The 18,399-nt window shown below is 70.5% G+C and carries 18 protein-coding genes; 13 read left to right on the forward strand and 5 right to left on the reverse strand.

All coding sequences use genetic code 11. The features are described from left to right. Nucleotides 1-35: 35 nt before the first annotated feature. Genes R0232_RS02110 through R0232_RS02125 form a run of 4 tightly spaced genes read right to left on the reverse strand, consistent with a single transcriptional unit; the run spans nt 36 to nt 6,518 of the window. Complete coding sequence (locus R0232_RS02110; RefSeq protein WP_208510409.1) at nt 36-758, reverse strand: helix-turn-helix transcriptional regulator; 723 nt, start codon at nt 756-758, stop codon at nt 36-38. Between the two features lie 50 nt (nt 759-808). Further along, complete coding sequence (locus R0232_RS02115) at nt 809-2,308, reverse strand: efflux transporter outer membrane subunit (protein ID WP_431511103.1); 1,500 nt, start codon at nt 2,306-2,308, stop codon at nt 809-811. Beyond that, on the reverse strand, nt 2,305-5,415 hold the full coding sequence (locus tag R0232_RS02120; RefSeq protein WP_431511104.1) for a MexW/MexI family multidrug efflux RND transporter permease subunit: 3,111 nt from the start codon (nt 5,413-5,415) through the stop codon (nt 2,305-2,307). Before R0232_RS02120 ends, R0232_RS02115 begins: the two co-directional genes overlap by 4 nt. Then, the gene (locus R0232_RS02125) at nt 5,412-6,518 is read right to left on the reverse strand and encodes an efflux RND transporter periplasmic adaptor subunit (protein WP_431511105.1); all 1,107 of its coding nucleotides are present in this window, start codon (nt 6,516-6,518) and stop codon (nt 5,412-5,414) included. Before R0232_RS02125 ends, R0232_RS02120 begins: the two co-directional genes overlap by 4 nt. 284 nt (nt 6,519-6,802) lie before the next feature. Between R0232_RS02125 and R0232_RS02130 the strand changes: the two genes are divergently transcribed. Then, the gene (locus R0232_RS02130) at nt 6,803-7,129 is read left to right on the forward strand and encodes an ArsR/SmtB family transcription factor (RefSeq protein ID WP_093355146.1); all 327 of its coding nucleotides are present in this window, start codon (nt 6,803-6,805) and stop codon (nt 7,127-7,129) included. A 22-nt stretch (nt 7,130-7,151) separates the two neighbouring features. On the opposite strand, the gene R0232_RS02135 is transcribed toward R0232_RS02130, so the two are convergent. Next, nucleotides 7,152-7,568 carry a DsrE family protein gene (locus R0232_RS02135; protein ID WP_057593584.1) on the reverse strand — a complete coding sequence of 139 codons (417 nt, stop codon included), beginning with the start codon at nt 7,566-7,568 and terminating at the stop codon, nt 7,152-7,154. 185 nt (nt 7,569-7,753) lie between these two features. On the opposite strand from R0232_RS02135, the gene R0232_RS02140 reads away from it, so the two are divergent. The 12 genes from R0232_RS02140 (at nt 7,754) to R0232_RS02195 (ending at nt 18,389) form a co-directional block, all read left to right on the forward strand. Then, nucleotides 7,754-8,644, forward strand: coding sequence for an MBL fold metallo-hydrolase (locus R0232_RS02140; protein ID WP_431512850.1), 891 nt, complete (start codon nt 7,754-7,756; stop codon nt 8,642-8,644). After that, entirely contained in the window at nt 8,641-9,111 is a 471-nt protein-coding gene (locus tag R0232_RS02145) for a hypothetical protein (protein WP_431511106.1), read from the forward strand. The genes R0232_RS02140 and R0232_RS02145 overlap by 4 nt, the downstream gene beginning before the upstream one ends. Nucleotides 9,112-9,266: 155 nt before the next feature. Beyond that, the gene (locus R0232_RS02150; RefSeq protein WP_408908584.1) at nt 9,267-9,578 is read left to right on the forward strand and encodes a c-type cytochrome; all 312 of its coding nucleotides are present in this window, start codon (nt 9,267-9,269) and stop codon (nt 9,576-9,578) included. Nucleotides 9,579-9,597: 19 nt separating this feature from the next. Continuing rightward, nucleotides 9,598-10,941, forward strand: a complete 1,344-nt coding sequence (gene soxC, locus R0232_RS02155; RefSeq protein ID WP_208513786.1) for a sulfite dehydrogenase — start codon at nt 9,598-9,600, stop codon at nt 10,939-10,941. Continuing rightward, nucleotides 10,925-11,983 (forward strand): c-type cytochrome, encoded by a 1,059-nt coding sequence (locus R0232_RS02160; RefSeq protein WP_431511107.1) that lies wholly within the window; start codon nt 10,925-10,927, stop codon nt 11,981-11,983. The genes soxC and R0232_RS02160 overlap by 17 nt, the downstream gene beginning before the upstream one ends. A gap of 49 nt (nt 11,984-12,032) precedes the next feature. Next, the gene (gene soxY / locus R0232_RS02165; RefSeq protein ID WP_093355161.1) at nt 12,033-12,488 is read left to right on the forward strand and encodes a thiosulfate oxidation carrier protein SoxY; all 456 of its coding nucleotides are present in this window, start codon (nt 12,033-12,035) and stop codon (nt 12,486-12,488) included. Nucleotides 12,489-12,536: 48 nt separating this feature from the next. Beyond that, on the forward strand, nt 12,537-12,848 hold the full coding sequence (gene soxZ / locus R0232_RS02170) for a thiosulfate oxidation carrier complex protein SoxZ (protein WP_172705585.1): 312 nt from the start codon (nt 12,537-12,539) through the stop codon (nt 12,846-12,848). 9 nt (nt 12,849-12,857) lie between these two features. Continuing rightward, nucleotides 12,858-13,661, forward strand: a complete 804-nt coding sequence (soxA, locus tag R0232_RS02175) for a sulfur oxidation c-type cytochrome SoxA (RefSeq protein WP_093355164.1) — start codon at nt 12,858-12,860, stop codon at nt 13,659-13,661. 11 nt (nt 13,662-13,672) lie between these two features. Beyond that, nucleotides 13,673-14,338 (forward strand): sulfur oxidation c-type cytochrome SoxX, encoded by a 666-nt coding sequence (soxX, locus tag R0232_RS02180; RefSeq protein WP_431511108.1) that lies wholly within the window; start codon nt 13,673-13,675, stop codon nt 14,336-14,338. Between the two features lie 22 nt (nt 14,339-14,360). Continuing rightward, entirely contained in the window at nt 14,361-16,088 is a 1,728-nt protein-coding gene (soxB, locus tag R0232_RS02185) for a thiosulfohydrolase SoxB (protein ID WP_431511109.1), read from the forward strand. Nucleotides 16,089-16,150: 62 nt separating this feature from the next. Then, nucleotides 16,151-17,260, forward strand: a complete 1,110-nt coding sequence (locus R0232_RS02190; protein WP_296801490.1) for a YeeE/YedE family protein — start codon at nt 16,151-16,153, stop codon at nt 17,258-17,260. 82 nt (nt 17,261-17,342) lie between these two features. Beyond that, nucleotides 17,343-18,389 carry a MerR family transcriptional regulator gene (locus R0232_RS02195; RefSeq protein WP_431511110.1) on the forward strand — a complete coding sequence of 349 codons (1,047 nt, stop codon included), beginning with the start codon at nt 17,343-17,345 and terminating at the stop codon, nt 18,387-18,389. Nucleotides 18,390-18,399: the final 10 nt, after the last annotated feature.

The following is an 18,399-nucleotide window of genomic DNA, read 5'->3' on the forward strand; positions in this document are numbered from 1 at the left end:
TCTGGTTGATAAAAAGAAAAAGAGGCGGGGGGCGCTCAGTCGGCGCCCTTGCTTGGTTTGATGCGGGTCTTGTCGCCTGGCTTGTCGCCGGCCTTGGGAACGACGCGGTAGGCGCAGCGCCGCGCGCCCGCGAGCACGTGCTCGACGCGGCTCACGCTCACGTCGGGCCCGAGCACCTCGTCGAAGAGCTGCAGCTCGCTGCGGCAGAAGCCCGTGCAGGCACGCGCCGCGGTGCAGATCGGGCAATGGTTCTCGATGAAGAGGAAGCCCTCGCCCTCGTCGTCGGCGCGGTACTCGGCCATGTAGCCCTCGCGGCTGCGCACCTCGGCCAGCCGCTCGAGCCGTGCGCCGATGCCGCGCGCGCCGCGCAGGGCCTCGCGGTAGTTGCTGCGCATGGTTTCCTCGCGCGCGCCGATCAGCTGGTCCATGCCCTTCTCGCCGAACACCTGGATCACGGCGCTGATCATCTGCACCGTCATCTCGGCATGCGTGTCGGGAAAGCGCGCATGGCCCGAGGCCGTGAGCCGCCAGATCTGCGTCGGCCGGCCGCGCCCGGCGCTGCGGCTCTCGGCGTCGACCAGGCCCTCGGCCTGCAGCTTGGCCATCTGCTGGCGCACCGCCTCCGCCGTGACCTGCAGCACCTTGGCGATGTCGGGAATGCCGAGCGCGCCGCGGGTCTTGAGCGTCGAGAGGATGCGGTCGGCCGGCTGGTGCGGGGTCCAGGCGGGCTTGGCGTCGGCGGTGTCGTTGGCGGACATGGCGCGGTCTTCGTGGGGAGCGGAACGGAAAGGCGGCAACCCTTGCATTGTCAGGTGCTTGGGGCGTCCTTCGCAGAAACGCCCGAAAGCCCCTTGGCCGCGCCCTCGTCGCGGCCCGCGGTCGGGGCATCGGGCGCCTGCCATCCGCCGCCCACGGCCTTGTAGAGCGCGACCAGGCTGGTGTACGAGGCGGTCTCGGCCTCGGCCACCGCATCCTGCGCGCGCAGCAGCGTGCGCTGCGCGTCGAGCACCGACAGGTAGGGCGCGGCGCCTTCGCGGTAGCGCACCTCGGCCAGCTCGGCCGCGCGCGCGCTCTGTTCCGAGGCCACCACCAGGCTTTGCAGCCGCTGCTGGTTCTGGCCGTAGCCGGTGAGCGCGTTCTCCACGTCCTCGATGGCGCGCAGCACGGTCTGCTCGTAGGCCGCGCGCTCGCCCTGCGCGCGCGCCTGGGCGCCGCGCAGTTGCGCGCGCACCGAGCCCAGCCGCAGCGCGGGCCAGCTCAGGCCCGGCGTGAGGCTGAAGGCGCGGCTCGACCCGCGGCCCAGGTCCGAGCCGCGCAGCGCGATGAAGCCGAGGAAGCCGCCGATGTCGAGCCGCGGGTACAGCGCGGCCGTGGCCGCGCCCACGTCGGCCGTGCTCGCGGCCAGGCCGCGCTCGGCGCGCAGCACGTCGGGCCGGCGGCGCAGCAGGTCGCCGAGGTCGCCCACCGGCAGCCGCTTGGCGAGCAGCTGCAGCGGCCGCGGCGCGAGCATCGGCTCGAGCTCGGCCGGCTGCAGCGCCGCGAGCACCGCCACGCGGTGCGCGGCCTGGCGGCGCGCGGTCTCGAACAGCGGCAGCTGGCTCTCGGTGCTCGCGAGGTTGGCGCGCGCGCTCGCGAGGTCGCCCGCGAGGCCGCGGCCGATGCCGACCTGGGCCTCGGTCACGCGCAGGCTGTCGCGCAGGCTCTGCAGCGTGCGCTGCGTCACCGCGAGCCGCTGCTCGGCACCGCGCATCTCGTAGTAGTTGCGCGCTAGCTCGGCCACCACCACGATGCGCGCCTGCTCGAGGTCGGCGGCCTGCGCCTCGGCGCGTGCGCTGGCGGCCTCGTCGAGCCGGCGCAGGCGGCCGAACAGGTCGATCTCCCAGCCGGCGTCGAAACCCAGGCGGCTGCTTTCGGCCAGCGTGCGGGCCTCGGCCGGCACGCCGTTGCCCTGCGCGATGCTGCGGGTCTTGCTCGCACCCATCGTCACGGTGGGCCAGCGGTCGAGCTCGGCCTCGTCCTGCACGGCGCGGGCTTCGAGCAGCCGTGCCTGCGCGATGCGGATGTCGTGGTTGGCGGCCAGCGCGCGTTCGATCAGCGCGTCGAGCTGCGCATCCTCGAGCTGGCGCCACCAGTCGCGCTGCACCGCGTCGGGCGCGAACAGGTGGCGCTCGGGCGCGGCGATCGTCACCGGCGAGGTCTCGGGCGCCGCGTAGCGCGGGCCGACCGCGCAGCCGGCCAGCAGCAGTGCCGTGGCCAGCATCGACAGGGAAAGGATCAGGGTCTTCATGGTCGTTCTCCCGTGCTTCATGCGTGGCCGCCCGCCGTGGCCGGTGCCGTCGGGCCGTCCTCCAGCGCCGCGAGCTCGGCCGCGCGCTTCGACTGCCCCGCGGCGCGATGGTCGCGCGCCAGCAGCGTGTACATCGTGGGCAGCACGAACAGCGTGAACAGCGTGCCCACCAGCATGCCGACCACGATCACCAGCCCGATGCTGAAGCGGCTGTTGGCGCCCGCGCCGCTTGCGAACAGCAGCGGCACCAGGCCCACCACCATCGCGGCCGTGGTCATCAGGATCGGCCGCAGGCGGATGCGCGCGGCCTCCTCGATCGAGGCGCGGCGGTCGAAGCCCTTGCGCATCTGGATCTCGTTGGCGAACTCCACCATCAGGATGCCGTGCTTGCTGATCAGCCCGATCAGCGTCACCAGCCCGATCTGGGTGTAGATGTTGATGGTCGCGAAGCCCAGCGCCAGCGGCACCAGCGCGCCGCAGATCGACATCGGCACGCTGACCAGGATGATCAGCGGGTCGCGCAGGCTCTCGTACTGCGCGGCCAGCACCAGGTAGATCACGACGATCGCGAACACGAAGGCCAGCACCAGCGCCGAGCCTTCCTGCGTGAACTGGCGCGCGTCGGACTGCCAGTCGTAGCTGAAGCCGGCCGGCAGCTTCTTCGCCTCGGCGCTCAGGAAGGTCACCGCGTCGCCCATGGTCACGCCGGGCATCGGAATGGCCTGGAAGGTGGCGGCGTTGAGCTGGTTGAACTGCGTGAGCTTGTTCGGGCCCACGCTGGTCGACAGCTGCACCAGGTTGGCCAGCGGCACCGGCTGGCCGCTCGCGCTCTTCACGAAGTAGCGCGACAGCGCCTCGGCCGTCAGCCGCTGCTCGCGCGGCGTCTGCGGGATCACGTCGTAGGAGCGGCCGTCCATGCCGAAGCGGTTGACGTAGTTCTCGCCCACCAGCACGGCCAGCGTGTCGCCGATGGACTTCATGGTCACGCCCAGGCTGTTGGCCTTGGCGCGGTCCACGCGCACCTCGACCACCGGGTTGTTGAACTCGAGGTCGCTGTCGACCACGGCGAACTTGCCGCTCTCGCGCGCCGCCTTCTTGAGCGCCTCCATGGCCTCGAACACGCTGCGGTGGTCGCCCGGGCTGCGGATCACCATCTGCACCGGCAGCCCGCCGGTGGAGCCCGGCAGCGAGGGCAGCTGGAAGGCGAAGATGTTGCTGCCTTCCACCGCGCCCATGCTGCCCTGCACCTCGTGCTGGATCTGGTCGGCGTTGCGCTGGCGGTCCTTCCAGTCGGACAGCTGCACGCCGCCGATCGAGTTCGACACGCCGTCGGAGCCGTTGATCAGCCAGCGGCCGGTGTTCTCGGGCAGCGCGGCGAACACGTCGTCCCACTTCTTGCCGAACTTCTCGACGTAGTCGATGTTGGCGTGCTGCGGCGACTTGATCGCGGTCAGCACCATGGCCTGGTCCTCGCCGGGCGCGAGCTCGCGCTGCGCGGCGTTGTAGAGGAAGGGCAGGCTCACCAGCACCACGGCGGCCAGCGCGCCCGTCACCCAGCGGTGGCGCAGCGACACGTCGAGCACGCGGCCGTAGCCGGTGGCCAGACGGTGGAAGAAGCCCTCGGCCAGCCGCGCCATGCGCGTGCCGGTGGCGTCCTGCGGCAGCAGGAAGGAGCTCATCACCGGCGACAGCGTGAGCGCGATCACGCCCGACACCACCACCGCGCCCGCGAGCGTGAAGGCGAACTCCTTGAACAGCGAGCCGGTGAGCCCGCCCATCAGGCCGATGGGTGCATAGACCGCGGCCAGCGTGAGCGTCATCGCGATCACCGGGCCGGCCACCTCGCGCGCGCCGATCAGCGCCGCCTGCACGCGCGACTTGCCTTCCTCGATGTGGCGGTGCACGTTCTCCACCACCACGATCGCGTCGTCCACCACCAGCCCGATCGCCAGCACCATCGCCAGCAGGGTGAGCAGGTTGATCGAGAAGCCGAACACCAGCATCAGCGCCGCGGCACCCAGCATCGACAGCGGAATGGTCACCACCGGGATCAGCACCGCGCGCACCGAGCCCAGGCACAGGAAGATCACCAGCACCACGATCACCACGGCTTCGAGCAGCGTGTGGCGTACCTCGTCGATCGAGGCCTCGATGAAGCGCGCGAGCTCGAACGGCAGCTGCACCTCCACGCCCGCGGGCAGGTTCTGCTTGATGCCGGGCAGCAGTTCGCGGATGCGCTTCACGATCACCAGCGGGTTGCCGTTGGGCGCCGCCTGCAGGCCGAGGTAGATGGCCTTGTCGCCGTCCATCATCGCGCTGACGTCGGCGCTCGCCGCGCCGAGCTCGACCGTGGCCACGTCGCCCAGGCGCACCAGCGCATCGCCGTCGCGCTTGATCACCATGTCGCGGAACTCGGCCACATTCACCAGGTCGGTGTTGACGCGGATGTTCGACACCACGTACAGGCCCTTGACCTGGCCCGGCGCCGCCTGCACGTTGTTCTGGCGCAGCGCGTCGGCCAGCTCGCCGGCCGAGATGCCGCGCGCGGCCATGCGGTTGGCGTCGAGCCACACGCGCATCGCCAGCGTCTGGCCGCCCGAGACCTCCACGCCCGACACGCCCTCGATCGACGCGAACTGCGGCTGCACCACGCGCGAGAGGTAGTCGGTGAGCGCGGGCACGCCCATGGTCTTGCTCGAGAAGCCCACGTAGGCCACGGCCGTGGCCTCGCCCGATGACTTGAGGATCACCGGGTCGAAGGCCTCCTGCGGCAGCCGGTACTTGACCTGGCTCACCTGCGCCATCGCCTGCGTGAGCGCCTGGTTGGCGTCGGCGTTGAGCTTCATGCGCACGGTGATCACGCTGCGGCCCAGCGTGGACGAGGACGACAGGTAGTCGACGTTCTCGATCGTGGCCACCGCCTGCGCGATCGGCTGTGTGACGAAGCCCTGCATCAGCTCGGGCGAGGCGCCCGGGTACTGGGTGGTGATGGTCAGCGTGGTGCTCTCGGTCAGCGGGTACTGGCGCACCGGCAGCGAGCCCAGGGCGCGCGCACCCAGCAGCAGGATCAGCGTGCTCACCACCAGCGCCAGCACCGGCCGGCGCACGAACAGGTCGGTGAATCTCATGACTTGCGCTCCTGCACGGCCAGCGTGTCCTTGTCCATCGGCTGCACCGCGGCGCCGCCGTACAGGCGCAGCTGGCCCGAGGTCACGACGCGCTCGCCGGCCTGGAGGCCCTTCTCGATCACCACCTGGCCGTCCTGCCGGTCGCCGGCCGTCACGAACAGCTGCTGCACCACGAAGCCCTCGCCCTTGTCGGCCGGACGCACCACGTAGACCGAGTCGCCGTGCGTGCTGTAGGTGAGGGCGGTCTCGGGCACGGTGATGGCGTCGGCGCGCGGCGGCAGCGCCACGCGCGCGCTCACGTACATGCCGGGCGCGAGCGCGCCGTCGGCGTTGTCGATCGCCGCCTGCAGCCGCACGGTGCGCGTGTCGCTGCCGATCTGCGGCTCGATCGCGCTGAGCCGGGCCTGGAAGGCGCGGCCGGGCCAGGCGTCGACGTTGAGCAGCACCTGCTGGTTGCGCTGGAGCGCGGGCAGGGCGGCCTCGGGCAGGGTGATGGTCGCGAGCAAGGTGCGCGCGTCGGTCAGCGAGACCAGCGCATCGCCCGAGCGCACGAACTGCCCGAGGTTGACCTTGCGCAGGCCCAGCCGGCCGTCGAAGGGCGCCACGATGCGCTTCTGGGCGATCTGCGCCTGCACGCGCCGCAGCTCGCCGCTGGCCTGGTCGTAGCCGGCCTGCGCCTGGTCGAGTTGCTCCTGCGTGGCGGCCTGCTGCGGCAGCAGCCGGCGCGTGCGCTCGAGCAGCGCCTTGGCATTGGCGCGCTGCGCCTGCAGCCGTTCGAGGTCGCCCTGCTCGGGTGCGTCGTTGAGCTGCACCAGCAGCTGGCCCGCGCGCACCTCGGCACCCGCGGTGAAGAGGATCTTCGCGATCCGCCCCTCCACCTCGGCCGGCACCTCGACCTGCCGGTTCGCCTCCAGCGTGCCGATGCCGCTGAGGAAGCGCGGCAGTTCGGTCTGCCGCGCCGCGGCCACCGCCACCTGCGCCGGCGGCATGCCGCCACCGCCGCCGCCGGCCGCCTTCGATTTCGCCACGAGGCCGTAGCCGGCCCCTCCCACCACCACTGCCGCGAGGCCGGCTCCGAGCCAGGCCCTTGATCGTGCGTTCATGATCTTACCGTTATTAATCAAAGAAAGTGCTTGGATTATTGGCGGCTCGCGGGGGCCTGTCGAATAAAGGAAAGCAATGCCCCCGATGAAGGCGGGCTATCCGGGTCGGGTCGTGCATGAGGGAATCTCCGAAAGTCGAGCGGGAAATGCCGCTGCTCCGAAGACGGGCCATGGGGCCGTTTTGTGACGCGCGCGTCACGCGCGATTCACCGGCGCGGCGGCCGTGCATTGCGCACGGGGCCGGGGGCCGATGTACATTGCGGCCTGCTCAAGAATCTTTCAGCATGGCCACCAAGTCCCGAAAAAAGCCCGCGGCCGTCACCGAGGACGAGGTCTTCGACATCGCTGCCGAGCTGTTCCGGGCCATGGCCGCGCCCATGCGGCTGAAGATCGTCAGCCTGCTGTGCAACGGCGAGAAGAACGTGAGCGAGCTGCTGGCCGAGATCGACACCACGCAGCCCAACATGTCGCAGCACCTCAACACCCTCTACCAGGCGGGCGTGCTCGCGCGGCGCCGCGAGGGCGTGAGCATCTACTACAGCATCGCGAACGAGACCGTGGTGGCGCTGTGCCGCAGCATCTGCGTGCAGATCGCCATCGAGCAGGCCTGAGGCCCGTGCCGGGCCGCCGCCCTCAGGGCTTCAGGTAGACGTAGCCTTCCTGCGCCTGCAGCCGCGCCACCTCGGCCACGCCCGAGGGCACCACCTTCGCTTCCATCAGCAGCCGGCCCGCGTCGATGTTGCGCGTGCTCAGCGTGTTGTTGCAGACGTCGAACACCACGCCGCGCGCGGCCAGCGCGCTCACCGGGCCGCTGAACTCGCGGCCCTTGCTGTCCTTCGCGTCGCTCAGCAGGAAGTCGATGCCGGGGCCGTGCGTCACCACCACGATCTTCGCCTTCGGGTCGGCGTTGAGGTGGTTCGTGATGTTGGCGAGGATGGCCGCGCTGGTCTCGACGCCGGTGTTGACGTGATAGACCGCCTTGACCACCTGCTGCGCGCCGGCGAACGAAGCCGCGATGGCGAGAAGGAACGCGATGAATGCCTGTCTCATGGGGAAACCCTCGGTTGTTGTTGTGGCCCTCAAAATATCATCTTCTACTTATATTTACAGCCGGGCAAGTCCGGGGTCGCGCGGCGATGCATCGCGCGACGAAAAAAAAGAGAGACGCCACGATGTTCCCGCTCCTTCTTCGCGCGCTTCTTCGCACGCTGTTGCCGCTGGCCTTCGGCCTCTTCATGGCGAGCGCGCTCGCCGCGCCCGACATCGCGCCGCGCGCCGTCGCGCCCGATGTCTACTACGTGCAGGGCGTGCCGGCCCTGGGCTCGGCCGAGAACCAGAACTTCATCTCGAACGCGGGCTTCGTCGTCACGCGCGACAGCGTGGTGCTGATCGATGCGCTCGGTTCGCCGGCCGCGGCCGAGCGGCTGGTGCAGGAGATCCGCCGCATCACGCCCAAGCCGATCAGCCACGTGATCCTCACGCACTATCACGCCGACCACATCTACGGCCTGCAGGTGTTCAAGGCGCTGGGCGCGCAGGTGATCGCGCATGCGCTGGCCAAGACCTACCTGTACTCCGACGCGGCGCGGCTGCGCCTCGAGGCCTCGCGCAAGGACCTCGCGCCGTGGATCGACGACAGCACGCGGCTGGTGCCGGCCGATGTCTGGCTCGAGGGCCGCACCGAGATGACGATCGGCGGCACGCGCTTCGTGATCCAGCCCGCGGGCCCGGCCCACACGCCCGAGGACCTCGCGATCTACCTGCCGCAGCAGCAGGTGCTGTTCTCGGGCGACGTGGTGTTCCGCAACCGCATTCCCTACGTGGGCACGGCCGACAGCCGCCACTGGATCGCGGCGCTCGATGCGCTGCTCGCGCTCGATGCGCGCACCATCGTGCCGGGCCACGGGCCGGCTTCCTCCGATCCGCGGCAGGACCTGCAGCTCACGCGCGACTACCTCGTGTTCCTGCGCGGCGCGATGCGCAAGGCCGCGGCCGACATGACGCCCTTCGACGAGGCCTATGCGGCCACCGACTGGTCGCGCTACGAGGCCATGCCGCTGTTCAAGGCCGCGAACCGCATGAATGCCTACAACACCTACCTGCTGATGGAGCAGGAGGCGCGATGAATACGCACAGGTCGACGCGGCGCCAGGTCCTCGCCGGCATCGCGCTGTCGTGCGCCTGGCCCCTGGCGCATGCCGCCGAGTCGGCGCTGCCCGCGCCGGACTCGCTGGCCGATGCGCTCGCCGCCGCACTCGCGCGTTCGCAGCCTTTGGTCGTGATGGCCAGCCTGCGCGGCTGTCCCTTCTGCCGCATCGTGCGCGAGCACTACCTGATGCCCGAGCTGGCGACGGGCCTGCCCGTGGTGCAGATCGACCTGCGCGACCGCCGCATGGTGCGCGACTTCGACGGCACGCCGCGCACGCACGAGGCCCTGCTCGCGGCCTGGGGCATCGCGGTCGCGCCCACGCTGCTGTTCTTCGGCCGCGGCGCGCGCGAGGTCGCCGAGCGGCTCACGGGCGGGGCCTCGGATTTCTACGGCGCCTACCTCGAGCAGCGGCTGCGCCAGGCCCGCGCGGCCGTGCGCGCGTGATCGCGAGCTGGCGTTATGCATGAGCGTGCCGAGCGGGTTTCCCCCAGGCACGAAGCCCTTCCCATCGACGCACGGACTCCTAAAATCAATACATAACGATTTACTTATTTAACGATGAAACTGGCAGCTTCGATGCGAGTTTCGAGGAGACGAAATTGAAGTTGTTGCCGTCGCTCGCGGTCGCCGCCGCTTTGCTGATCTGCGTCCAGGCGCATGCGAGCAAGGAGCTGGCCCAGAAGAACGCCTGCCTCGCCTGCCACGCGACCGACAAGAAGCTCGTGGGCCCGGCCTACCAGGACGTCGCGAAGAAGTACGCGGGCCAGTCCGATGCGCTGGCCGTGCTCACCGCGAGCATCCAGAAGGGCAGCAGCGGCAAGTGGGGCCCGGTGCCGATGCCGGGCCAGCCCGCGCTGAGCGAGGCCGACGCCAGGTCGCTGGCCGCCTGGGTGCTGGGCGGCGCCAAGTAGGCGGTTGCGAAGGCCTGCGATGAGCAACATCCAGCAGCCCGGCCAGGTGCGCAAGGCGCCCGAGAACTTCGTCGACGCGCAGGGCGTGCGCACCGTGTTCTCGGAAGCGCGCAAGGGCCGGCGCGATTTCATCCGCGGTGCCTTCGCGGCCGCCGTCGCGGGTGGCGCAGCGACGTCGGCGTTCGCGCAGGCCGATGGCGATCCCGCGATCCTCCAACTGCCCGCGCACAGCACCGGCCTCGGCCAGCCCGTGGTCACCGACGGCTACGGCAAGCCCTCTAAGTACGAGGCCAACGTGCAGCGCCGCCAGAGCCCCGGACTCACGCCGACCGCGCAGGCCTCGGTCTCGTTCGCGCCGCTGCAGTCGCTGTTCGGCATCGTCACGCCCAGCGGCCTGCACTTCGAGCGCCATCACCAGGGCTGGTGGGACATCGATCCTTCGAAGCACCGCCTGATGATCAACGGCCTCGTGAAGGCCGCCAAGGTCTTCACGCTCGACGAGCTGATGCGGCTGCCCTCGGTCTCGCGCTTCCACTTCATCGAATGCGGTGCCAACACCGGCATGGAGTGGGGCAATGTCGCGGTGCCCACCGCGCAGTACACGCACGGCATGCTGTCGTGCAGCGAATTCACGGGCGTGCCGTTGATCACGCTGCTCGAGATGGCCGGCGCCGACCTCAAGGGCGAGCGCTTCGTGCTGGCAGAGGGCGCGGACGGCTCCTCGATGACGCGCACCATCCCGATGAGCCTGGTGCGCTCGGGCGAGGTGCTGGTGGCCTACGGCCAGAACGGCGAGATGCTGCGGCCCGAGCAGGGCTATCCGCTGCGGCTGGTGGTGCCGGGCGTGCAGGGCGTGAGCTGGGTCAAGTACCTGCGCCGCATCGAGCTCGGCGACATGCCCTACGGCACCAAGGACGAGACGGTGCACTACGTCGACCTGATGCCCGACGGCCAGCATCGCCAGTACACCAGCGTGCAGGAATGCAAGAGCGTGGTGACCACGCCCTCGGGCGGGCAGACGCTGCTGGACAAGGGCTTCTACAACATCACCGGCCTCGCCTGGTCGGGACGCGGCAAGGTGAAGCGCGTCGACGTCAGCGTGGACGGCGGGCGCAACTGGCGCAGCGCGCGGCTCGAGTCGCCGGTGCTCTCGAAGTGCCTCACGCGCTTCAACATCGACTGGGCGTGGGACGGTTCGCCCGCGATCATCCAGAGCCGCGCGATGGACGACACCGGCTACGTGCAGCCCGGCTACCGCCAGCTGCGCGCGGTGCGCGGCACGCGCTCGATCTATCACAACAACGCGATCCAGTCCTGGCAGGTGCAGGCGAGCGGGGAGGTGGCGAATGTCCAGCTCGGTTAGCCGCATCGTGTTGCGCGCGCTGCTGGCGCTCGCGGGCTGCGGCGTCTGCATCGCCACCTGGGCGCAGCCGAAGGCCGCCTACCCGGGCATCGGGCGCGACGCCACGCCGAAGGAAGTGGCGGCCTGGGACATCGACGTGCGCCCCGACTTCAAGGGCCTGCCCAAGGGCTCGGGCTCGGTCGCGCGCGGCCAGGACATCTGGGAGGGCAAGTGCGCCTCGTGCCACGGCGTGTTCGGCGAATCGAACCAGGTGTTCAGCCCCATCGTCGGCGGCACCACGGCCGAGGACATCAAGACCGGCCATGTCGCGCGACTCAAGGACCCGGCCTTCCCGGGCCGCACCACGCTGATGAAGGTGGCGAGCCTCTCGACCGTCTGGGACTACGTCTACCGCGCCATGCCGTGGAACCAGCCCAAGTCGCTGACGCCCGACGACGTGTTCGCCGTCACCGCCTACATGCTGAACCTCGGCGGCATCGTGCCCGACGACTTCACGCTGTCGGACCGCAACATCCGCGAGGTGCAGGCGCGCATGCCGAACCGCAACGGCACCACCACCGCGCACGCGATGTGGCCCGGCAACGAGTTCGGCCGCGCGGCGAAACCCGACGTGGCGGCGGTCGCCTGCATGCGCGACTGCGTGCCTGCCACGCAGACCGTGTCGCAGCTGCCGCCGCATGCGCGCGGCAGCCACGGCAACCTCGCCGAGCAGAACCGGCTGGTGGGCCCGCAGCGCGGCATCGACACCGCGCCGGCCACGAAGACCGGCGCCCCCGCCGCGGCGGCACCGGCCTCGAAGGCCCCGCTCGCCGTGCTCGAGAAGAACAGCTGCGTCGCCTGCCACGGCATGACGCAGAAGCTCGTCGGCCCCGCCTTCTCCGACATCGCGAAGAAATACCCGGGCCAGGTCGACCACCTGCTCGAGAAGATCAAGAGCGGCGGCAGCGGCGTATGGGGTGCGATCCCGATGCCGCCGCAGACCATCGGCGACGACGATGCCAGGGCCGTGGCGCGCTGGCTCGCCGAAAGCGCCGGGCCATGACATCGCAACCGCGCACCCGGCCCACCATCGATTCGACAGGAGACACGCCATGAAGAACCGCAGACAGATCCTCCAGCAGTCCGCCGCGCTCGCGGGCCTCGCCGCCACCGGTGCCTGGCTGCCGGCCAGCGCGCTGGCCTACACCAAGGAAGCCTTCGAGGCCAAGAGCGTGGCCGATGCGCTCAAGGCCATCGGCGCGGGCACGCCCACCGAGAGCAAGGAGGTCACGATCACCGGCCCCGACATCGCCGAGAACGGCGCCGTGGTGCCGCTGAGCGTCGCGACCTCGCTGGCCGGCGTGAAGCAGCTGATGCTGCTGGTCGAGAAGAACCCGAACGCGGTGGTCGCGATCTTCAACACCTCGGAGTTCGTCGAGGCGAACTTCACCACCCGCGCCAAGCTGGGCCAATCCTCCGACGTGTACGCGATCGCCGTCATGAACGACGGCAAGGCGCTGTTCGCGAAGAAGGAAGTCAAGGTCACGCTGGGCGGCTGCGGCGGCTGACGCGCGCGCCGACCCCCACGAAGAAACAACGAGAGAAGGAGACCCACCATGGCAGATCCCATGCGCATCCGCGCCCAGGCCGCGGGCGACAAGACGACCGTTCGCATCCTGATGGCGCACGAGATGGAAACCGGCCAGCGCAAGGACGCCGCCGGCAAGACCATCCCGGCCTGGTTCATCCAGGAGGTCACGGCCTCGCTCAACGGCAAGACCGTGCTCACGGCCGACTGGGGCCCCGCGGTCTCGAAGAACCCGTTCATGCAGTTCACGCTCAAGGGCGCGAAGGCGGGCGACAAGATCTCGGTGACCTGGAAGGACAACCGCGGCGACACCCGCACCGACGAAGCCACCGTCAGCTAGGCGGTCGCCATGCGCAAGATCCCACTCCCGTGCCTGCTGCTGCTGGCGGGCAGCCTGTCGCTGCACGCCGCCGCGCAGAAGACCACCGCCGAAGGCATCGCCGAGTACCGCGCGCTGCTGCAGGACGGCAACCCGGCCGAGCTGTTCGAGGCCAAGGGCGAAGACCTCTGGAAGCAGAAGCGCGGGCCCAAGGGCGCCTCGCTCGAGAAGTGCGACCTCGGCAAGGGCCCGGGCGTGGTCAAGGGCGCGTTCGCCGAACTGCCGCGCCACTTCGCCGACACCGGCCGCGTGCAGGACATGGAATCGCGCCTGCTGACCTGCATGCAGACCCTGCAGGGCTTCGATGCCGCCGAGATCGCGAAGACGCCGTTCGGCAGCGGCGAGCAGAAGAACCTCGAGGCGCTGGTGGCCTGGATCTCGGCCGAGTCGAAGGGCATGGCGCTGAACCTGCCGCAGTCGCATGCGAGCGAGCGCCGCGCCTACGAGGTGGGCAAGCGCCTGTTCTTCCTGCGCGCCGGCCCGCACGACTTCGCCTGCGCCACCTGCCATGGCGCCGACGACAAGCGCATCCGGCTGCAGGACCTGCCGAACCTCACGAAGAGCCCCGGTGCCGGCGACGGCTTCGGTGCCTGGCCGGCCTACCGCGTGTCCTCGGGCGAACTCTGGGGCATGCAGCGGCGGCTCAACGACTGCTTCCGCCAGCAGCGCTTTCCCTACCCGGGCTATGCCAGCGACGTGACCATCGCGCTGGCCGTGTACATGGGCGTCAACGGCAAGGGCGTGAAGACCACGGCCCCGGCCATCAAGCGCTGAAGGAACGCGACATGAATGCCGACCACATCCTGGGCGCCGTCGCGGTCGCCTGCGCGCTGGCCCTGTTCGGCTGCGCGAGCGCCGACAGCGCGGCCGACATCGACCGCTACACGGCCGAGGCCCTGAAGAGCTCGTTCCGCGACCAGGGCATCGCCAAGGTCGACCGCCTCGTGCAGGACCCGGCCAACCGTGCCTGCAGCGAGGCCGACGCCAGCGGCAAGCCGCTCGAAGAGAAGACCGCCAAGGAGATCGAGGCGGCCAACATGAAGACCATCCGGTGGCCGGCCGACGGCAGGTTCGTCGGCGACTGGCGCGAGGGCGAGAAGATCGCGCAGAACGGGCGCGGCCTGACCTGGACCGACGCCGCCGCCTCCGCCAAGGGGCCGGCCAACGGCGGCAACTGCTACAACTGCCACCAGATGTCGAAGGAGGAGATCTCCTTCGGCACCCTCGGCCCCAGCCTCTACCAGTACGGCAAGCTGCGCGGCGTGAGCGACCCGGCGGCCGCGGCCTCGAAGCCGATCGTCGACTACACCTGGGGCAAGCTCTGGAACGCGCGCGCCTACAACGCCTGCTCGAACATGCCGCGCGTCGGCCACTCGGGCATCCTCGACGAAGCGCAGATCCGCGACGTGATGGGGCTGCTGCTCGATCCGCAGTCGCCGGTCAATCGATAGACGCAGAAGGCCCGCCGCTTCCATGAACCTTTCCAAGCGCGAGTTCCTGCAACTGCTGGGCGCCGGCAGCGTGGCCGGCCTGGGCCTGGGGCGCCACGACGGCGCCAGCGCGGCCGGTGCCGTCGATGCGATGTACGCGCTGCCGCGCTTCGGCAACGTGTCGCTGCTGCACATGACCGACTGCCATGCGCAGCTCAAGCCGCTGTACTTCCGCGAGCCCAGCGTGAACATCGGCCTGGGCAGCATGCGCGGCAAGGTGCCGCACCTGGTCGGCGAGCAGTTGCTCAAGGCCGCGGGCGTCGCGCCCGGCACGCGCGTGGCGCATGCGCTCACGCACCTCGACTTCGACCGCGCGGCACAGCGCTACGGCAAGGTCGGCGGCTTCGCGCACCTCGCCACCCTGGTGAAGCAGCTCAAGGCCAGCCGGCCCGGCGCGCTGCTGCTCGACGGCGGCGACACCTGGCAGGGCTCGGCCACCTCGCTGTGGACCCAGGCGCAGGACATGGTCGATGCCTGCAAGCTGCTCGGCGTCGACGTGATGACCGGCCACTGGGAGTTCACCTACGGCATGGAGCGCGTGAAGGAGATCATCGAGAAGGACTTCGCGGGCCGCGTCGAGTTCGTCGCGCAGAACGTCAAGACCGCCGACTTCGGCGACCCGGTCTTCAAGCCCTACGTCATGCGCGAGATCAACGGCGTGCCCTGCGCCATCGTGGGCCAGGCCTTTCCCTACACGCCGATCGCCAACCCGCGCTACATGGTGGCCGACTGGACCTTCGGCATCCAGGACGACAACCTGCAGCGCGTGGTGGACGAGGCGCGTGCCAAGGGCGCGCAGGTGGTGGTCGTGCTCTCGCACAACGGCATGGACGTCGATCTCAAGATGGCCAGCCGCGTGCGCGGCGTCGACGCCATCCTCGGCGGCCACACGCACGACGGCACGCCCATGCCCACGCTGGTGGGCAATGCCGGCGGCCAGACCATCGTGGTCAACGGCGGCTCCAACGGCAAGTTCCTCGGCGTGCTCGATTTCGAGGTGAAGGCGAAGAAGGTCAGCGACTTCCGCTATCGCCTGCTGCCGGTGTTCTCCGACCTGATCCCGGTCGACCGCGAGATGGACGCGCTGATCGCGCGCATCCGCGCGCCCTACGAGGCCAAGCTGTCCGAAACCCTGGCCCACACCGACGGCACGCTGTACCGGCGCGGCAACTTCAACGGCACCGGCGACCAGCTGCTGCTCGACGCGCTGATGGAGGTGCAGGACGCGCCAATCGCCTTCTCGCCCGGTTTCCGCTGGGGCACCTCGCTGCTGCCGGGCCAGCCCATCACGCGCGAATGGCTGATGGACATGACCGCCACCACCTACTCGTACGCCACCGTCACGCCGATGAGCGGCGAGATGCTCAAGACCGTGCTCGAGGACGTCTGCGACAACCTGTTCAACCCCGACCCCTACTACCAGCAGGGCGGCGACATGGTGCGCGTGGGCGGCCTGCAGTACGCCTGCGATCCCACGGCCGCGATGGGCCAGCGCATCCAGGACATGCGCCTGGACGGCAAGCCCATCGAGGCCGGCCGCACCTACAAGGTCGCTGGCTGGGCGCCGGTCAGCGAGGAGGCGCGCAGCGCCGGCAACAAGCCCGTGTGGGAGGTGATCGAGCCCTGGCTGAAGTCGCGCAAGGTGGTGGCCGCGCGCGCGCCCGAGGCGCCGGTGCTGAAGAACGTCGCGCCCAATCCGGGGCTGGCCTGACGGCCGCCGGCGGGTGCGCACCGTGTCGTGTGGACACGGGCCGCGCTCCCTAGAATCGCCGCATGTCTGTCGAACAGGTCTCCCTCCTCACCTCGTTCGCGCTCGCGGCCGCCTTCGCGCTCTCGGCCGTGTTCGGCGCCGTCGCGCGCGCCACGCGCTTCTGCACCATGGGCGCCATCAGCGACGTGGTCAACCTCGGCGACTGGACGCGCGTGCGGCAATGGGCCGCGGCCGGCGGCGTCGCGCTGATCGGTTTCTCGGCGCTGGTGTTCGCGGGCTGGGTCGATGCCGACCGCACGCTCTATGCATCGAACCGCATCCTCTGGCTCTCGGCGCTGGTCGGCGGCCTGCTGTTCGGCTTCGGCATGGTGCTGGCCTCGGGCTGCGGCAACAAGACGCTGGTGCGCGTCGGCGGCGGCAGCCTCAAGGCGCTGGTCGTGCTGCTGGTGATGGGCATCGCGGCCTTCGCCACGCTCAAGGGCATCACCGCCGTGCTGCGCGTGGCCACCGTCGACGCGGTGCACCTGGAGCTGGCCGTCAATGCCTCGCTGCCCGAGGTGCTGGCCGGCGCGCTGCGCATGCAGGCCGCGCCGCTGCGGCTCGCGATCGGCCTGGTCGCGGGTGGCGCGCTGATCGCCTGGGCCGCCTGGGGCCGGCGCGATGCGCGCAGCCTCGCGGGCGGGCTCGCCATCGGCGCGCTGGTGGTGGCCGCCTGGTGGCTCAGCGGTCACTGGGCCGTGGTCGAGGAGCATCCGCTCACGCTCGAGCACGTGTTCCTCGCCACCAACTCCGGCCGCGCCGAGGCGCTGAGCTTCGTCACGCCCGTGGCCTATGCGCTCGACTGGCTGATGTTCTACAGCGACGCCAACAAGCTGCTGACCCTGGGCATCGCCTCGGTGGCCGGCGTGATCGTGGGTGCCGCCGCGCAGGCGCTGTGGGCGCGCGAGTTCCGCTGGGAGGGCTTCGCCGGCAGCGGCGACCTCGCGCACCACCTGGGCGGCGCCGTGCTGATGGGCATCGGCGGCGTCACCGCCATGGGCTGCACCATCGGCCAGGGCCTGAGCGCGCTCTCCACGCTGAGCCTCGCGAGCCTGCCGGCGATCGTCGGCATCGTCGCGGGCGCGGTGGCGAGCCTCAAGTACCAGGCCTGGCAGCTGCAGCGCGATCTTTGAGTGCGTTGCGCGCGCCATGCTTGACCCGGCCCCTGCGGCCACCTCGATAAACACGGCATCGCAGCAAAACCGAGGTGATTCCGTGACCCCTTCTTCCCGTTTCCTGAACCCGGCCGAGGCCGCGCGCCGGCTCGGCGTGTCCGCCAAGGCCCTGCGGCTGTACGAGCAGCGCGGCCTGCTGGTGCCGGCGCGTACGGCCGCAGGCTGGCGTTCCTACGGGCCCGCCGAGATGGCGCGTGCCACCGAGATCGTCGCGTTGCGCGCGCTGGGCCTGAGCCTCGCGCAGGTGGCGCGCGTGCTGAAGGGCGATGCGCAAGGGCTGGCGCCGGCGCTGGCCGCGCACCAGGCGGTGCTCGAAGCCAAGGCGCGAGAACTCGACGCCACGCTGGACAGGGTGCGCGGCCTGCGCGACGAACTCGCGCGCGGACGCCTGCCCGCGCCCGGCGAACTCGCGCGCCTGCTGCAGCCCGACACCCGACCCGCGCTCGAGTTCGAACTGCCCTGGCCCTGGCCCTGGGGCGGCGAACGCTTCGCGCTGAGCGAAATCCGCCCGATCAACCATATCGTCGGCCCGCTGGGCAGCGGTAAGACGCGGCTCGCGCTGCGCATCGCCGAGCGTTTTCCGGGCGCGGTCTTCCTGCCGCTGGACCGCGCCGAGGGCGATGCCACCGCCACGCGGTTGCGTGAAGACGCCGCCCTGCGATCGCGCGTCGATGCCGCGCTGGCCTGGCTCGTGGAGGACGGCGCCACCGGATCCGAGGCCCTGACCGCGCTGCTGGCCGGCCTCGAGGCCGAAGGCCCCGCCGCCATCGTCGTCGACATGGTGGAGCAGGGCCTCGACCACGCGACCCAGGAAGCGCTGATCGCCCACCTGCGCCGCCGCGGCGCCGAGGCCCGGCCGCTGTTCCTGCTCACGCGCTCCAGTGCCTTCCTCGATCTCGCGGCGGTCGGCGCGCACGAGTCGATCCTGCTGTGCCCGGCCAATCACAGCCCGCCGACCTATGTCGCGCCCTTCGAAGGCGCACCGGGCTACGAGGCCGTCGCCACCTGCCTCGCGACGCCCGAGGTGCGCGCGCGCACGCAGGGCGTGATCGCGTGGCGGCCGAAGGTGTCGGATCCCGCTGGCTGACGCCGGGCCG

It is taken from the genome of Variovorax sp. DAIF25 (genome assembly GCF_050711835.1).
In the GTDB taxonomy this organism is placed as follows: domain Bacteria; phylum Pseudomonadota; class Gammaproteobacteria; order Burkholderiales; family Burkholderiaceae_C; genus Variovorax.

Excerpts from the sequence above, each read along its gene's own strand:
- R0232_RS02110 (WP_208510409.1), bottom strand. The coding sequence starts at position 758 with ATGTCCGCCAACGACACCGCCGACGCCAAGCCCGCCTGGACCCCGCAC.
- R0232_RS02115 (WP_431511103.1), bottom strand. The coding sequence starts at position 2,308 with ATGAAGCACGGGAGAACGACCATGAAGACCCTGATCCTTTCCCTGTCG.
- R0232_RS02120 (WP_431511104.1), bottom strand. The coding sequence starts at position 5,415 with ATGAGATTCACCGACCTGTTCGTGCGCCGGCCGGTGCTGGCGCTGGTG.
- R0232_RS02125 (WP_431511105.1), bottom strand. The coding sequence starts at position 6,518 with ATGAACGCACGATCAAGGGCCTGGCTCGGAGCCGGCCTCGCGGCAGTG.
- R0232_RS02130 (WP_093355146.1), top strand. The coding sequence starts at position 6,803 with ATGGCCACCAAGTCCCGAAAAAAGCCCGCGGCCGTCACCGAGGACGAG.
- R0232_RS02135 (WP_057593584.1), bottom strand. The coding sequence starts at position 7,568 with ATGAGACAGGCATTCATCGCGTTCCTTCTCGCCATCGCGGCTTCGTTC.
- R0232_RS02140 (WP_431512850.1), top strand. The coding sequence starts at position 7,754 with ATGGCGAGCGCGCTCGCCGCGCCCGACATCGCGCCGCGCGCCGTCGCG.
- R0232_RS02145 (WP_431511106.1), top strand. The coding sequence starts at position 8,641 with ATGAATACGCACAGGTCGACGCGGCGCCAGGTCCTCGCCGGCATCGCG.
- soxC (WP_208513786.1), top strand. The coding sequence starts at position 9,598 with ATGAGCAACATCCAGCAGCCCGGCCAGGTGCGCAAGGCGCCCGAGAAC.
- R0232_RS02160 (WP_431511107.1), top strand. The coding sequence starts at position 10,925 with ATGTCCAGCTCGGTTAGCCGCATCGTGTTGCGCGCGCTGCTGGCGCTC.
- soxY (WP_093355161.1), top strand. The coding sequence starts at position 12,033 with ATGAAGAACCGCAGACAGATCCTCCAGCAGTCCGCCGCGCTCGCGGGC.
- soxZ (WP_172705585.1), top strand. The coding sequence starts at position 12,537 with ATGGCAGATCCCATGCGCATCCGCGCCCAGGCCGCGGGCGACAAGACG.
- soxA (WP_093355164.1), top strand. The coding sequence starts at position 12,858 with ATGCGCAAGATCCCACTCCCGTGCCTGCTGCTGCTGGCGGGCAGCCTG.
- soxX (WP_431511108.1), top strand. The coding sequence starts at position 13,673 with ATGAATGCCGACCACATCCTGGGCGCCGTCGCGGTCGCCTGCGCGCTG.
- soxB (WP_431511109.1), top strand. The coding sequence starts at position 14,361 with ATGAACCTTTCCAAGCGCGAGTTCCTGCAACTGCTGGGCGCCGGCAGC.
- R0232_RS02190 (WP_296801490.1), top strand. The coding sequence starts at position 16,151 with ATGTCTGTCGAACAGGTCTCCCTCCTCACCTCGTTCGCGCTCGCGGCC.